At 53.8% G+C, this 14115-nt stretch carries 16 protein-coding genes and 1 pseudogene; 1 reads left to right on the forward strand and 16 read right to left on the reverse strand.

Annotated elements, in window-relative coordinates; translation table 11 throughout:
• Positions 1 to 66 precede the first annotated feature (66 nt).
• The 9 genes from ABDW13_RS12085 to ABDW13_RS12125 form a co-directional block, all read right to left on the reverse strand.
• Positions 67 to 1359, reverse strand: a complete 1293-nt coding sequence (locus tag ABDW13_RS12085; protein ID WP_343552796.1) for a sorbosone dehydrogenase family protein — start codon at positions 1357 to 1359, stop codon at positions 67 to 69.
• Positions 1356 to 1778, reverse strand: coding sequence for a DUF2231 domain-containing protein (locus tag ABDW13_RS12090; RefSeq protein WP_343552797.1), 423 nt, complete (start codon positions 1776 to 1778; stop codon positions 1356 to 1358). Before ABDW13_RS12090 ends, ABDW13_RS12085 begins: the two co-directional genes overlap by 4 nt.
• 132 nt (positions 1779 to 1910) lie before the next feature.
• Positions 1911 to 3026 carry an ABC transporter substrate-binding protein gene (locus ABDW13_RS12095; RefSeq protein ID WP_343552798.1) on the reverse strand — a complete coding sequence of 372 codons (1116 nt, stop codon included), beginning with the start codon at positions 3024 to 3026 and terminating at the stop codon, positions 1911 to 1913.
• Between the two features lie 197 nt (positions 3027 to 3223).
• Positions 3224 to 4237: a Fic family protein gene (locus tag ABDW13_RS12100; protein ID WP_343552799.1), complete on the reverse strand. Its 1014-nt coding sequence runs from the start codon at positions 4235 to 4237 to the stop codon at positions 3224 to 3226.
• A 157-nt stretch (positions 4238 to 4394) separates the two neighbouring features.
• Positions 4395 to 4892 (reverse strand): protein disulfide oxidoreductase, encoded by a 498-nt coding sequence (locus ABDW13_RS12105; protein WP_343552800.1) that lies wholly within the window; start codon positions 4890 to 4892, stop codon positions 4395 to 4397.
• Positions 4889 to 5611, reverse strand: coding sequence for a DsbA family protein (locus tag ABDW13_RS12110; RefSeq protein ID WP_343552801.1), 723 nt, complete (start codon positions 5609 to 5611; stop codon positions 4889 to 4891). Before ABDW13_RS12110 ends, ABDW13_RS12105 begins: the two co-directional genes overlap by 4 nt.
• Complete coding sequence (locus tag ABDW13_RS12115) at positions 5611 to 7611, reverse strand: protein-disulfide reductase DsbD domain-containing protein (protein ID WP_343552802.1); 2001 nt, start codon at positions 7609 to 7611, stop codon at positions 5611 to 5613. The genes ABDW13_RS12110 and ABDW13_RS12115 overlap by 1 nt, the downstream gene beginning before the upstream one ends.
• A gap of 48 nt (positions 7612 to 7659) precedes the next feature.
• Positions 7660 to 8016, reverse strand: a complete 357-nt coding sequence (locus ABDW13_RS12120) for a hypothetical protein (protein ID WP_343552803.1) — start codon at positions 8014 to 8016, stop codon at positions 7660 to 7662.
• 269 nt (positions 8017 to 8285) lie between these two features.
• Entirely contained in the window at positions 8286 to 9080 is a 795-nt protein-coding gene (locus tag ABDW13_RS12125; protein WP_343552804.1) for an SDR family oxidoreductase, read from the reverse strand.
• 146 nt (positions 9081 to 9226) lie between these two features.
• On the opposite strand from ABDW13_RS12125, the gene ABDW13_RS12130 reads away from it, so the two are divergent.
• The gene (locus tag ABDW13_RS12130; protein ID WP_343552805.1) at positions 9227 to 10084 is read left to right on the forward strand and encodes a DUF1932 domain-containing protein; all 858 of its coding nucleotides are present in this window, start codon (positions 9227 to 9229) and stop codon (positions 10082 to 10084) included.
• Here ABDW13_RS12130 and ABDW13_RS12135 read toward each other — a convergent pair.
• The 7 genes and pseudogenes from ABDW13_RS12135 to ABDW13_RS12165 form a co-directional block, all read right to left on the reverse strand.
• Positions 10057 to 10641 carry a glucokinase gene (locus ABDW13_RS12135; protein WP_343552806.1) on the reverse strand — a complete coding sequence of 195 codons (585 nt, stop codon included), beginning with the start codon at positions 10639 to 10641 and terminating at the stop codon, positions 10057 to 10059. The two genes, ABDW13_RS12130 and ABDW13_RS12135, sit on opposite strands and share 28 nt — an antisense overlap.
• Complete coding sequence (locus tag ABDW13_RS12140) at positions 10638 to 11075, reverse strand: PTS sugar transporter subunit IIA (RefSeq protein WP_343552807.1); 438 nt, start codon at positions 11073 to 11075, stop codon at positions 10638 to 10640. The genes ABDW13_RS12135 and ABDW13_RS12140 overlap by 4 nt, the downstream gene beginning before the upstream one ends.
• A gap of 8 nt (positions 11076 to 11083) precedes the next feature.
• Positions 11084 to 11353 (reverse strand): hypothetical protein, encoded by a 270-nt coding sequence (locus tag ABDW13_RS12145; RefSeq protein ID WP_343552808.1) that lies wholly within the window; start codon positions 11351 to 11353, stop codon positions 11084 to 11086.
• A gap of 63 nt (positions 11354 to 11416) precedes the next feature.
• Positions 11417 to 12259 carry a class II fructose-bisphosphate aldolase gene (locus tag ABDW13_RS12150; RefSeq protein WP_343552809.1) on the reverse strand — a complete coding sequence of 281 codons (843 nt, stop codon included), beginning with the start codon at positions 12257 to 12259 and terminating at the stop codon, positions 11417 to 11419.
• Entirely contained in the window at positions 12246 to 13619 is a 1374-nt protein-coding gene (locus ABDW13_RS12155) for a PTS sugar transporter subunit IIC (protein ID WP_343552810.1), read from the reverse strand. Before ABDW13_RS12155 ends, ABDW13_RS12150 begins: the two co-directional genes overlap by 14 nt.
• On the reverse strand, positions 13612 to 13926 hold the full coding sequence (locus ABDW13_RS12160; protein ID WP_034827292.1) for a PTS sugar transporter subunit IIB: 315 nt from the start codon (positions 13924 to 13926) through the stop codon (positions 13612 to 13614). Before ABDW13_RS12160 ends, ABDW13_RS12155 begins: the two co-directional genes overlap by 8 nt.
• A 10-nt stretch (positions 13927 to 13936) precedes the next feature.
• Positions 13937 to 14115, reverse strand: a pseudogene (locus ABDW13_RS12165) (permease); the annotation flags it as partial.

Below are 14115 nucleotides of genomic sequence, written 5' to 3' on the forward strand. Positions count from 1 at the left end.
CAGTTAGCGAACATAAAAAAAGGATTTGGCGTTGATGCCAAATCCTTTTTTATTGCCTGCAATTTATTAATTGGCGGAGCTGATGCGCCAAATGGCATTGCCCGCATCGTCAGCAATCAACACGCCGCCCTGCTGATCGGTTGCTAAACCAACCGGCAAACCGCGTACCTGCTTCTGATCGTCAGTCAGGAAGCCCGTCACCACCGGCTGCGGTTGCCCGACCGGTTTACCGTTTTCGAACTTCACCCAAACCACTTGATAGCCATTAAGCGGCGTGCGGTTCCAACTGCCGTGTTCACTGATAAACGCCCCGCCGCGATATTGCGGCATGTTATCAGCGCCGTAAAACAGCAGCCCAAGCGGCGCGACGTGCGAACTTAACGCGTAATCCGGTTTGATGGCTCTCTCCACCAAATCCGGCCGTTGCGGTTGTGCGCGTTCATCCACATGCTGACCGTAATAGCTGTAAGGCCAACCATAGAAGCCTTTGTCCTGCACCGAGGTCATATAATCCGGTACCAAATCCGAGCCAATTTCGTCGCGTTCATTGACCACCGCCCACAACTTGCCGCTTTGTGGCTCCCACTGCAATCCGGTGGGATTGCGCAAACCGCTGGCATAAATGCGGCTGGCCCCGCTCGCTGCATCGACTTCCAATACCGCGGCACGTCGATACTCTTCACCGATACCGTTTTCCGACACATTACTGTTGGAACCGACGCCGACATACAGTTTGCTGCCGTCCGGACTGGCAAGTAGCGATTTGGTCCAATGATGGTTAATCGGCCCGCCCGGCAGTTCAGTGACTTCGACAGGTGGCGTCCGAATTTCGGTTTGTCCACTCTCATACGGGAATTTCACCAGGCTATCGGCATTCGCCACATACAAGGTATTGCCCACCAACTGCATACCAAACGGCGCGGTCAGATTGTCGATAAAACGATGCTGTTCCCATTTACCGTTGACGTTACGTAACAGCGTGATGCGATTGCCGCCATCACCGCCCTTGCCTGATGCCTTCTGCACGATACCCATAATCAACTGCTTGGGCGCGGTGGTCGGTTTAGGCGTACCATTCGATTCCGCCACCAGCACATCATTGTTCGGCAGCACCAACACCTGACGTGGATGCTGCAAATTGTCGGCGATCTTTTCAATCTTCAATCCATCCGCCACTTTCGGCATTTCACCGGCTTTCCACGGTACGCCTTTTGGCACCTGCATCGGCGGCATAAAGAAATTCTGCGCCTGCGGCAGTTCAGGATTCGGCCCGATTTGTTTTTGCGGATCAATCAACGCGCCGTCATCACAGGCGCTGATCAGTAATGCCAGCGCAATCACACTCAGTTGACGTTTCATACGCGACCTCCTTGTACACGACGATCGCGCAGCACCCATTGCACGTTGGCAATCAATAGCAACAACACCACCAGCGTGGAGAGCGTCACGCCCAATGGCACAACGGCGTAAGCATCGCGGCTATGAATAAAGGCATTCACCACCGCCAGCACGATTGCCAGCAGCGATAGCCAAAAGTGTGTTTTTTCATTGGGACGCGCGCCACGAAATAAATAAATCAGGCTAATTAAACGTGGCAGAATTGCCAGCACCAGACCAATAGCAATCAACCAACTGGCGGATTTGGTCCACATGATGACAGCAGTTTGCAGATAGATGATATCGAACAGCCAGGCGGCGAAGAAAAAGCCCAGCGGCAGCGGTTCTAGCAGCGCGTATAGCGTCACGCCGAACAGCGATTTTCCCGAGGTATGCAACATTACGTTCTCCCTTTTACCGGCTATTTATGAGGTGACGCACCCGTTTCGCTTTGACGAACGCGGATGCAACCACCTGTAAAATATTAGTAAAGATAAACAGTAATGCTGGTTTCTAACCTGATTAACGCAAATTTATGACTTATCGGCCGGCAGCGTTACCCAATATCCAGGCTGATACGGCAACGGCAGAAACTTCTGGTGGAACTCGCGGAAGGTCGCGTCGGGATCGAGATCGGCGAACAACTCAGGATGCAGCCATTTCGCCAATGCCTGAATAGCGACGAACTGATAAGGGCTGTCATAGAATTGATGCCAAATGGCGTGCGCATTGCCGTTGTGCGCAACCGGCAAGGTTTTGAACGCGTCACGCATCATCAGCAGTTTCAGGCGTGCGGTGGCTTCCTCGGTATCTGCACCAGGACCGACACCAACCCATTTACCTACGGTGTTGTAGTTTTTCCAATTCGCGCCGGTCACCACCACCACGTCAGGACGACTGGCAATGATTTGCTCTGGGTTCAATGTACCGAAAGTACCCGGAATCAAATCCTTAGCGATGTTGCTGCCACCCGCGATTTCCACCATTTGACCAAAGTTCTCGTTACCAAACGACATGCAGCATTCGTCGGTATAACCGCCTGCCCGGTCAATCATCACTTTTGGGCGCGTGCCGTTGAAGTTTTTCAGGCGATCGGTCACCTTTTCAATCTGCGCACGACGAAACGCCACAATCTCTTCGGCGCGCTGCGGATTATTGACCAGTTCGCCCATGATGCGGATGCTTTGCTCGGCGTGTTCCATCGGTTTTTCACGAAAATCGATAAACACCACTGGCACGCCAACCGCCTGTAATTTCTCGATCAGCTTGCCTTCATCGGTCGCGGCCTTCGATTCGAGGTTCATCAGCACTAGATCAGGTTTGAGCGTCAACGCTTGCTCAACGTTAAAGGTGCCGTCCTTCGCACCGCCAAACGTAGGCAGCTTTTTGATTTGCGGATATTTTTTCTCATACGCCATGTAACCGTCGTAATCCGCTTTGTGGAAATCATCACGCCATCCCACCACACGCTGGAATGGCGCGGCGGTATCAAAAGCCGCCAGCAGATACATCTGACGCCCTTCGCCTAGAATAATGCGTTTAGATTCTTGTTTAACTTCGACCTGCCTGCCGGCCACGTCAGTAATAATTTTTGCGCTAGCGTGACCCGCCACCGCCAGCAACCCCAGAGCTAACAGCCATTTTTTCATTTTATCTACCCGTACAAATGATAATGATTATTATTAAAATTTCGCGGCGTCACTATTACCTGGCAGACGGGAAATGAAAAGCCCTGAGGACACATTTTTTTACATGCGGGAGGATGTTCAGCGTTTGAATGGTCAGGTGCTAACGCTCAGACGATCAAATTCGGGATTAACATTGAATGAATGATAAAACGCAGTCTTTAAATTACCCGCCAATAGCCGCCTTTGGCTGACCCTACTCGTTCAAGTTGACCTTGGGACTGCAATATTTTGAGGTTGCGCTCTACGGTTCTGGTGCTGACTTGTAGCAACTCAGCTAAGCCGATAATGGTTAATTCGGGTGAAGCCTTGAGTGCAGATAATAAATTTTGTGCAGTCGCTGTTACTTTTTTCACCGACATTTCCACCGACATTTCTGGTGACGGAATCCCGGTAGTGGATGCTTGAGAGGCGATTCCTTCAACTAACGCTTCAATCAGCTTATCCAGCATAAAGGTAATAAACGGCGTGCAATCACTCAAACGATCACACTCCCCCAATACCAGATAATAGTGATCCTGCTGATTATGGATCAGTGTTTCCACGGGCAACCACGCAAATTCAGGGCGCCATTCGCTGAGTATCAGCGTCTGCCACAACCGGCCCATGCGGCCATTGCCATCGGTAAATGGATGAATGAATTCGAATTCATAATGGAAAATAGAACTGGCAATTAGCGGATGAATATCCGTCTGCTCAAGCCAGGTAAGCAAATCAGCAATCAGGCGTGGCAACTGGTTTGCAGGTGGAGCCATATGAATTAGCTGCTGTTCGCGATAGACGCCAACATTATTTGTGCGATTTGTGCGGAGTTGGCCTGGTGCATCTACAAGCCCCATCATCAGTAAGCGATGCGCGGCCAGCAAATCGCTCTGTTGTGCGCTATTCCAGACATTGAGTTTTTCATAAGCCAGAATGGCGTTGCGCACTTCCTGAATATCTTTTGCGGGGGCAAGAACACGCTTGCCTTCCATAATCGCCGTAACTTGCTCTGTTGACAGGCTATTATGCTCTATAGCCAGCGAGGCTTGGATAGTGCGAATGCGGTTCTCTTTGCGTAACAGTGGCGACGAATGTTCTGCCTGCGCAGCCCAGCGACCTAACAATTCACCGACCTCAATAACCTGATTTAGGATCGTTGGTGTAATGGTGTAAGGCGGCTGATAACCTGCCATGGGCATATTCCTTTCTGGCTTCTGAAATTCCTCCAACGCCCACCTTAATGGTTAAAGCGCAATGCGGAAGCATATTACAATTTTCATCGTTGTGTTAAACATAAAAAAGGCCAGGTTTCCCTGGCCTCGTTGCATTTACATTTATTAACCTAGCTGTTTAAAGACTCGCCCACCACAGGCGCAACTTGAGTCCCCAACCACTGGTCCAGCCGCTGCTGGTGCTGATCACTTTACCTTGATGCAGCACGATAAAGGTTGGCGTGGCGCTGATGTCCCAGCGCTGGCCAATCGCGCCACTCTCATCGTTGATCGCCACACCTTGCAGCCCTTTTTTCTCCAGCCAGGTGGCTACGCGTTTGTCATCACCTGATCGCAGCGCGACGTTAACCACGTTGCCGCCGTCCTGACTGATCGCCGCGACGCTGGGCGTGGTGAGCTTGCACACACCACACCACGAAGCCCAAACGTAAATAAGCAGCGGACGTTCCTTGCTCATTTCCGCCAGATTAACGTCGCCTTGCAGCGAGGTCAGCGGCTGCTGGGCAAAATCAGTCGGCAGTTGCGGCGATCGTAACCAATCCATGCCCCACAGCACCGCGCCAACCATCAGCACCAGCCATAAAGCTTCGCGCAGCCAGCGCTTGGCTCGACTCATTTCTTGGCCTGCAACGCGCCTTTCACCGCGGCTTCGAGTTGCTCATACGGCACTGCGCCGCTGATCATCTGATCGCCGACCAACGTCGCTGGCGTACCTTGCACACCAAGCTGTTGCGCCAGCGTCAGGTTGCTGTTGATGGTGTCGAGGCTGGCTTTGCTCGGCTCTTTCAGCGTGATGCCGGTTTTGTCCAACGCGGCGGCAATGCTGGCTTCGTCGTGATTGCCCTTCTTCGCCATCAAACGCTCATGCAGTTTGAGGAAGTTTTTTGGCTGCTGTTCCCACACCGTCAACGCCAAACGCGCAGAAGTCAGCGAAGTTTCGGCACGATACGGCAGCGGTTTGATCACCACCGCAACTTGCGGATAGGCTTTAATCAGCTTTTCAATGTCGGCTTCAAACTTCTTACAGAACACGCAGTTGTAGTCAGTGAAATAGACCAGCGTCAGCGCCGGTTTTTCCGCACCAATGCGCGGTGATCCAGCATCGTTATACAGCGCGTCACGGTTTTTCTCGACCATCTGCGCCACCACGTTTTGCTGCTGACGCGCCGCTTCTTTATCAAAGGCATCAGCCGCTTCGGCCAGAATCGCCGGATTCTGTACCAACGTTTCGCGAATCAGTTCTTTGATGCGCGCTTCTTGCTCAGGGGTAAACGGCGCAGCCGCCAGTGCAGGCATCGCAAGGAACATCAATGGCAGTAACAGGGATTTCTTCATTATTTTTTCGCCTCAGAGAGAGTGGAGATCACCGCTTCACGACTCAACAGCGGTGACAAAATTTGACCTTGCGGCAGCGCCGGGCCATAAATTTGGTTAAACGGAATGGCGACGCGATCGCGACGGCGAAGGAATTCACCGATTGCCGGATCGGGTTGCGTCCAATCGCCGCGCAGCAGCACCACATCATCGGCTTGCAATGCGGCACGCACGTCGGGTTGATTGAGTACGCGCGATTTGTTCACTTTGCAGGTAATGCACCAATCGGCGGTGACATCGACAAACACGCGCTTGTCTTGTTCCAGCGCCTGATTGATCGCCGCTTCGGTCAGCGGCTGCCAATGCAACGTATCCTCTTCAGGCGCGATGCGCGTCATCAGGAACAGCGCGCCAGCTAGCGTCAACGTGATAAACACCACGCCTGCCTGTTGTAATGCACGGCGTTTCACCAGCCAGATAAGCAACACCAATAACAGCAGCGCCGCCAGCACCAGCGCGAAAGTATCGCCCCAATGCGGCACCAGCAAGGTCACCAGCCAGAAAGTCGCCAGCAGCATAAACAGGCCAAGCACGGTGCGCAGATGCACCATCCAGCGGCCCGGGCGCGGCAAGCAACGTGCCATTCCCGGCAACGCGGCGACCAACAACCACGGCAAACTCATGCCGACGCCCAGCGCGACAAACAGCAGCCACAGTTGCGGCAACGGCGCGGTCAGCGCATAGGCGACGGCGGTGCCGAGGAAAGGCGCACTGCACGGCGTTGCCAGCAAGGTGGCAAATGCGCCCTGGCCGAAGTGACCCAATAAGCCGTCACCGCCTTGCGTCGCCAGTTTGGTATTCAGGCCCGAGGGCAGGCGGAAGTGCAGCAGATCAAACAAGCTGGCGCTGAACAGGAACATCACCAACACCATCGCCAGCAGGAAGCCGCTGCTTTGGAACTGAATGCCCCAACCCAATGCCTGACCACTCAGGCGCAGACCGCTCATCAGCAACGCAAGTAGCAGGAAGGAGAAGATGATACCGGCGCTGGAGGCGAGGAACTGCATACGGGTTTGACGCTGCGTTTGCCCTTGCTGCTGCACCAAACTGCTCAACTTGATCGCCAAAACCGGCAATACGCACGGCATCAGATTGAGGATCAAACCGCCGAGTAGCGCCAGCAGCAGCACCGACCACAACGTCTGCGTCGCTGTACCTGAAACCAGAGGTTCCGCGCCAATCGTCACGCAACTTTGTTGCGCAATGTCGCCGTCGCTGACCACCAGCGACAAGGTTTTACCACGCAGATCCGGCGCGGCTTCGCCCCATTCGTCGGTGACTACCACGCGCGCCGTCAGCGTATCGCCATCGACGTTGATTTTTGGCGCGGCCAACATGCTGCCCGCCGGGTAATCGAAGAACAGTTCCGGCTGCTGCCAACCCCCCTGACGCTGCGCACGGATTTGCAGTTCGCCATTCACAAAGCTGGCGTCGAGTTGATCGGTTAGCCCACTTGCTGCCGGGATTTTGCCCATCGCTTCGGCGAAATCACGGGCAAATGCTGCATCTGCGGGTTGCGTAAGATCGAGACTAAATGGGAAATCAGTAAGGATGCAGACGTCGCTACACGTTGAAAGCGTCAACGTGCCCGCTAGCGTGGTGCTGGACAGATGCTTGAGCGTGATCGGCAGCGTGATATCGCCTTTGTAGCCCTGGGTGGTTAAACCGCTGACGTCAAAACGCTGCGGCGCAGGCCAAAACCATTGCGCGTTAACATCCGGCGTTTGCCAGCGAATTTCTGGCGCTACGCCACCTTCACCTGGCGTGCGCCAGTAGGTTTTCCAGCCTGGTTGCAGGCGGATATCCAGCAACAGTTGTTGATCCTGATTGTGGCTGGCACTGCGCAAACGCACTTCGGCGTGGCTGTTTTGTGCATTACGCAGCCAGCCGCTGTCTGCTGCCTGCGCGGTGACCGCGAGGCTCGCCAGCAGAAGCAGCATGCTTCTGATAAAGATCTTCATTTTGATTCTCCGGTGAATAACAAGGTGTACGCGATGGAACGCGTAGTGTTATTCCCGGAAGACGCAGAAGGTCAGATGCCGCCGTCGTAGCGGCGGAAACAGCGGTTCACGGCGATAGCCGAACGAAGTCGTGGGTTGGCTGAGCGTGGCGATCAGCGCCAGCAACAGCAGCAGGAACGGCAAGGCGGTATCGAGCATCGGTGCAGCGGCGTTCAGCGATTTGGCGCTGAGCGCACAAGGTTTTTCGCTGCCGCTGGCATCGTCATTACTGTGCGCTTGGACAGCAGCATGGACCGAGGTGAACGGCGCGGACGGCAAATTGAAGCTGCGCTGGACGAGACAAAACGCCAGCACCAGACAAACCAGTGCCAGAATCCATTTTGCGCGTGATAGCGAAATCGTCATGCCGCAGCCTCAGAGAAAAGTGCGGGCATTTTAAGCATCGACAGCAGAAACACCAAGCTTTGCTGTGTAAACTTTTGTCTTTATGGGGATTGTACGCAACGGATAAGCATTTACTTACAGGTTGGGTTTGAGCAGGTGGGCAAAACAGCCCCGATGCTCGTCTGTCAGAATTCTTCGGTCACCATAAATGGCGACCCTACAAGGGATTGGCGCGTTTTCGTAAGGTCGCCATTGATGGCGACCCGATTTTTCACCGTAAACGCTCGCGGCTAAACAATGTCATCCACCACGCCGCCATCGACACGCAGCGCGGCGCCCGACGTGGCCGAAGCCTGTTTCGAGCACACGTACACCACCATGTTCGCCACCTCTTCCACCGTGGCGGCGCGCTGGATCACTGAGCTCGGGCGGTTACTCATGACAAACTCTTTGGCTAACACTTCCAGCGATTTGCCAGTGCGCTGCACTTCGTCTTCCATCATCGCGGCAAAACCATCGGAAAGCGTTGGACCCGGTAATACGCTATTCACGGTGACGCCACTGCCCGCCGCCACTTTCGCCAGGCCGCGCGCCAATGAAAGCTGGGCGGTTTTGCTCACGCCGTAATGCAACATGTCGGCGGGAATGTTCAACGCCGACTCGGACGAGATAAACACCACCCGGCCCCAGCCCTGTTTCATCATCTCCGGCAACAGCGCGCGCGACAAACGTACGCCCGACATCACATTGGTTTGCCAATAGGCTTCCCAGGTTGCGTCATCGACGGCGAAGAAATCCTGTGGGCCATAAATCCCGGCGTTATTCACCAGAATATCGATCGGCGGCAAACCGTCTAACAGCTGTTGCACGCCCTGCGCACTGCCGAGATCGGCGATGAAAGTGTGAATCTTCGCGCCCGCCACCAAACCGTTGAGCTTTTCTCGCGCGCGGCTCACCGAGGCTTCACTACGCCCATTCAGCACCACTTCCGCGCCGCTGGCCGCCAGCCCTTGCGCGATGGCAAAGCCAATACCGCCGGTAGATGCGGTGACCAATGCGGTTTTTCCGTGTAAATCGATGTTCATGAAGCTCTCCTTTGGGATCGTTGTCACAAAAGCCTGGTAGACGCTGCGCAACCTGCATTGTCGAAACATGCTTTGTAACCAATCTGTTGACCCACAATCCGCTGGAATTATCCACACTCAATCTTTACCTGCCTGGAGATGTCGCCATGAAAACCCTTGCTATCGCCGCACCTGGCGCGATGGGCGCTGCGGTTGCCGCTGTGTTGACGCAACACGGTGCGCGCGTAATTTGCCCGTTAAAAACGCGTTCCTGCGCGTCACAACAACGCGCACTTGCTGCTCATATTGAAGATGCCAGCGCCGTGGAATTGTGTGACGCCGAGATCATCCTGTCGATTCTGCCGCCGGAATCGGCGCTGAGTTGGGCGCAGCAGATGGTGCCGCATCTGCAAGCCGCCGTGCGTAAACCGCTGTTTGTCGATTGCAATGCCATCAGCCCGGAAACGCTACAACAGGTCGCACAGGTGATTGAAGCCACCGGCACGCCGTTTGCCGATGCGGCGATCATTGGCCTGCCGCCGGGCGCGCAAAATCCACAAGGGCCACGCTTCTGGTTTGCCGGAGCCCATGCTGTGCAGTTGGCAGAGTTAGAAAAATATGGCCTGCGCGTGCGTGCAATGAAGGCAGAGAATGGCGCGGCATCGGCACTGAAAATGGCCTATGCCGGGATTAATAAAGGCATCACCTTGTTAACCAGCGCGATGTTGATCAACGCCAGCCGCGTCGGCGCGGCAGATGCACTGCGTGAAGAGATGCAGGAGAGCCAGGCGGCGTTAATGCAGAGAATGGAAAAAGCCGCCCCGGATATGCTGCCAAAAGCCTGGCGCTGGGCGGCGGAGATGGATGAGATTGCCACGTTGAATCAAGGTGAACTGGCGACCGATCGGCTTTATCAAGCATTGGGTGAAATCTGCCGCCAGCTGGCTGATGATGCTCAGCACCAGCAGCAATTCAGCGCCCTGCTGACGGCCTTTTTTCAGCCCGATGCCGATAAAGCCGGTTGAGCGGTGATCGGCAGCCGCAGCTGGCGTTGCAGCCAGGCAAACGCGGCGGCTTCGTCCGGATCGCGCGCATCGAGTTGTAGTACCGGTCCTAGCGCCATAGGCTGCGCGGTTTCTGCCAACTTGCGCAGCTCCGGCAGATACTCCGCGCCGGGATGACCGGGCATACGATCGCTCAAACGCGACTGATAACGTGCCACCGCCTCATCCGGGGTAATCGCCAGCCACAACTCCAGTACCCGCGTGACGCCCGCCTGCTGCAATCCTTGCTGCAACACCTCTTTCGGCTGGAAGCCAAACCAGGCATCAATCACATACACACAGCGGCTCGGCGCCTGCGCCACCACTTTCCAGATTGCCTGATAGGCCGCGCAACCCAGTTGCCGATTGCGCAGACGATCCACCGGCGCGAAGCTGGCCATAAACGGCTCTTTCAGGCTATCCAGTGTCAGCACCGGAAAACCAAACTGCTCCGCCAGCGCACGCGTTAAGGTACTTTTGCCGGAAGCCGGAATGCCATTGACCAGCACTACCACCTTTTCTGCCATGTCGGTTGTCATAGGATTTCTATTACCTCCGCAGCCGTGATGGCTTTGCGCAGTCGCACCAGCGTCTCTTCGTCTTCCAGCAGCGTCACAATTGCGCGGATGCCCTCTTCAATGTGGGCGTTGCTGTCACGCGCACCGAACATAATCACGATGTCGGCTTTGTCGCTGCCGTCGAAGGAAATCGGCTCATCCAGCACAATCATGCTGAAGCAATCCTTTAGCACGCCGGTTTCCGGGCGCGCATGTGGAATGGCGATGCCTTCCTCGAACACGTAATACGCGCCGTGTTCGAGGGTGTTGGCAATCACCGCTTCCGGATAGCTGGCTTTGATGTAGCCACCACTGACCAACGGTTGTGCCGCCATCGCGATCACCTCGCGCCAATCCGTGGCGCGGATCCTCACCTGAATCGCACTTGCCTCCTGCAGCAGTCTTTTAATACTCATACTGCCTCCTAAAATGATTTGCGAATGGTGTTGCGCAGTTCGTCAATCTTAACGAACAGCGGATCAATTTCCTGACGATAACGTTGGCTTTTAGCAAAGATATTTAATGCACGGTTATATTCCAGCATTAATTCCTTTTGCGTATCTTTGGCCTGCGGATTATTCGCCAACTGTTGTTCCAGTTCGCTTATTTTTCCGCTGATGGTTTCAGCCTGAAGATCTATTTCTTGTGAATCCTGGCTCTTATTTTCCGAGCCCTTTTTCAAGAATCCAAACATAGCGTCTCCTGCCCCGAATGGCGCCAGGGCACCTCAGGTTATTACGTCATGAGTGAGTCGAAATTAGCGGAACAGTTGAATCTTTTCTACCAGCACATTGGTCACGGCATCGTTCGCAGGTACGAGGAAATTACGCACGCTATCGTTGACTTTGCCCTTCTCAAAGGTCTGTTTGCAGTTCGCGACCCACTGCACATTCATTTCGGTGCCAACATTCACTTTGTCGATACCGCTGCGTACCGCAAGGCGCATATCTTCATCGCTAACACCGGTGCCGCCGTGCAACACCAACGGTGTTTTGGTGGCTTCGGTGATATCGGCCAGGCGCTGATGTTGAATGTGCGCTTTGCCAGTATACAAGCCGTGCACGGTGCCAATGGAGATCGCCAGCATATCGACGCCGGTTTCATCGACAAAGCGTTTGGCTTCATCAACCGTGGTAAACGCCGCGTCGCTCATTTCCACTTCTTTGCCATCTTCCGAGCCGCCAATCGCGCCGAGTTCGGCTTCCACTGATACATCCAGCGGACGCGCCATATCAATCACGCGACGCGTGTTGGCAATGTTCTCTTCAATCGGCAAATGCGAACCGTCATACATAATAGAACTGAATCCAGCATCCAGCGCGGTTTGAATCGCGGCTAAATCGGAACAGTGATCGAGATGCAAACAGGTTGGCACATTACGGCTTTCCGACAGTGAACGAATCGCATCCACTAATAATTTATGTCCGAGATATTTCGCCGTACCGGTAGAGATTTGAATCATTAATGGACTGTTGGTTTTCTCTGCCGCTTTAAAAAAGGCCGGCAACATTTCCAGGCAGTGCAAATTAAAGGAACCGAGCGCTTTAAATTCACGTTCTTTAGCCACCTGTAACAGATCGGTAAAATTATAAAGTTTCATGGAGCTTTTCCTCATGGGATTTAGGCTTAGTGGATTTTCCGTTAACAAACCAGGCGATCAGGGTAATAAAGGCAATAAACAAGGCAACGAACAGCCAGTTATTTTGGAATGCATGGCCGAGAATCAAACCAGTACTAATTACGTCAGAATCACTGAAGGTCACGCCGGTGAAGCCATAGCTTTCCAGCATCGGCACCAGAATGGCTGGCAGGAAGGTGATGAACAGACCGTGCACGAAGCCGCCAATCATCGCACCGCGACGACCACCCAGCGCATTACCGAACACGCCCGCGGTACCCCCGGCGAAGAAGTTGGTCAGCAGACCCGGCAGAATCATCGCCAGTCCGAACATCGGGAACACCAACATGCCGACAACCGAACCGAGCGTAGTGGCGAGGAAGCCGACAATGACCGCATTCGGTGCATACGGGAACATCACTGGGCAATCCAGCGCCGGTTTAGCATCGGGCACCAAACGCATCGCAATACCACGGAACGCTGGCACCAGTTCGTTGAGCAGCAAACGCACGCCGCTGTAAAGCACGAACACACCACACACGAACTGAATCGACTGCATAAACGCATACATCAGGTAGTTCATGCCGTTGCTGTACTGACCGATAAACTCCGGACCCGCCGCGACCGCGGGAATCAGGTACATCGGCACCATCACCACCGCCATCGACAAGTAGGTGTCTTGCAGGAATTTGAAATTGTCCGGCAGTTTGAGGTCTTCGGTGGAACGCGAGCCGCGACCGACCACTTTCGCCACTGCTGCGGTTAGCAGATAGCCGATGGTGCAGAAGTGCCCGAGTGCCACGTCGTCGGAATCGGTGATACGGCGCACCACCGGTTGTGCCAGCGCGGGCATCACTACCGCCATAATGCCGCCGAAGATGCCACCGGTAAGGATCAGAGGTAAGCCTGTTAGCCCCGCTTTATAGCCAATCACCGCACCAATCGTCGCCATCCACAACAGCGCCTGACCGGTAAGGAAGATGTATTTGAACGGTGTCAGACGCGCGATGATGATGTTGACGATAAAGATCACCAACAGCGTCAAAGCCACTTCTGAACCCAGCTCGCGGTTCGCTAATCCGGCAATGGCGGCAACGTCGGTGATATAACCCTGCATGCCAAAACCGTGGGTAAAAATGGTGTTCAGGAAGGTCAGCGTACCGACAATAATGTTGATACCCGCCATCATAATTAAGAAACCGAGCAGGGTTTTAAAGGTGCCTTCCACCACCTTGCCCGCTGATTTTTTTTGCAGTAACAGACCAATCAAGGCAATAAAGGCGATCAAGATTGATGCCTGCCCCAATAAATCTTTTACCAGGAAGTCGATCACACTATTCATGGTTAGCAACCTTTAAGTTACGTTCTTTCATAAACGCCACGATTTTCTCCTCAATTTCGGCTTTATCTGTCAGCTTGTTGAGAATAATCACCCGCTTAATCTGTTCCGGGCTGGCATCGGCATTTAACACATCAGCAAACGCTTTCTGGGTTAAAATCATGTCGGATTTAAAGGCGTTGGCTTCAGAAATGGTGGTGTGATCAATATCCGCCTCAATTTCGAGTTTCTTTAATACGGATTTGGCGCTCATCTCAATTGCAAAGCTTGATCCCAGACCACATCCACACACACATAATATTTTCAGCATGGTTATTTCCTCACAGAATATGCAGTTGTTTAGCGAGTTTGTAATGATGCCCTTCGATATCAACCAGGCGTTTTTTCATGCTTATTAAATCAATCGGAATCGGTCGATTACTGCCATTAATAATCACCGCTTTATTGCGCATTCCCGACTGAATACAACGCGCGACTTCACTGGCCATAATGGTGCCCT

Source organism: Pantoea sp. (assembly GCF_039594315.1).
GTDB lineage: Bacteria > Pseudomonadota > Gammaproteobacteria > Enterobacterales > Enterobacteriaceae > Pantoea.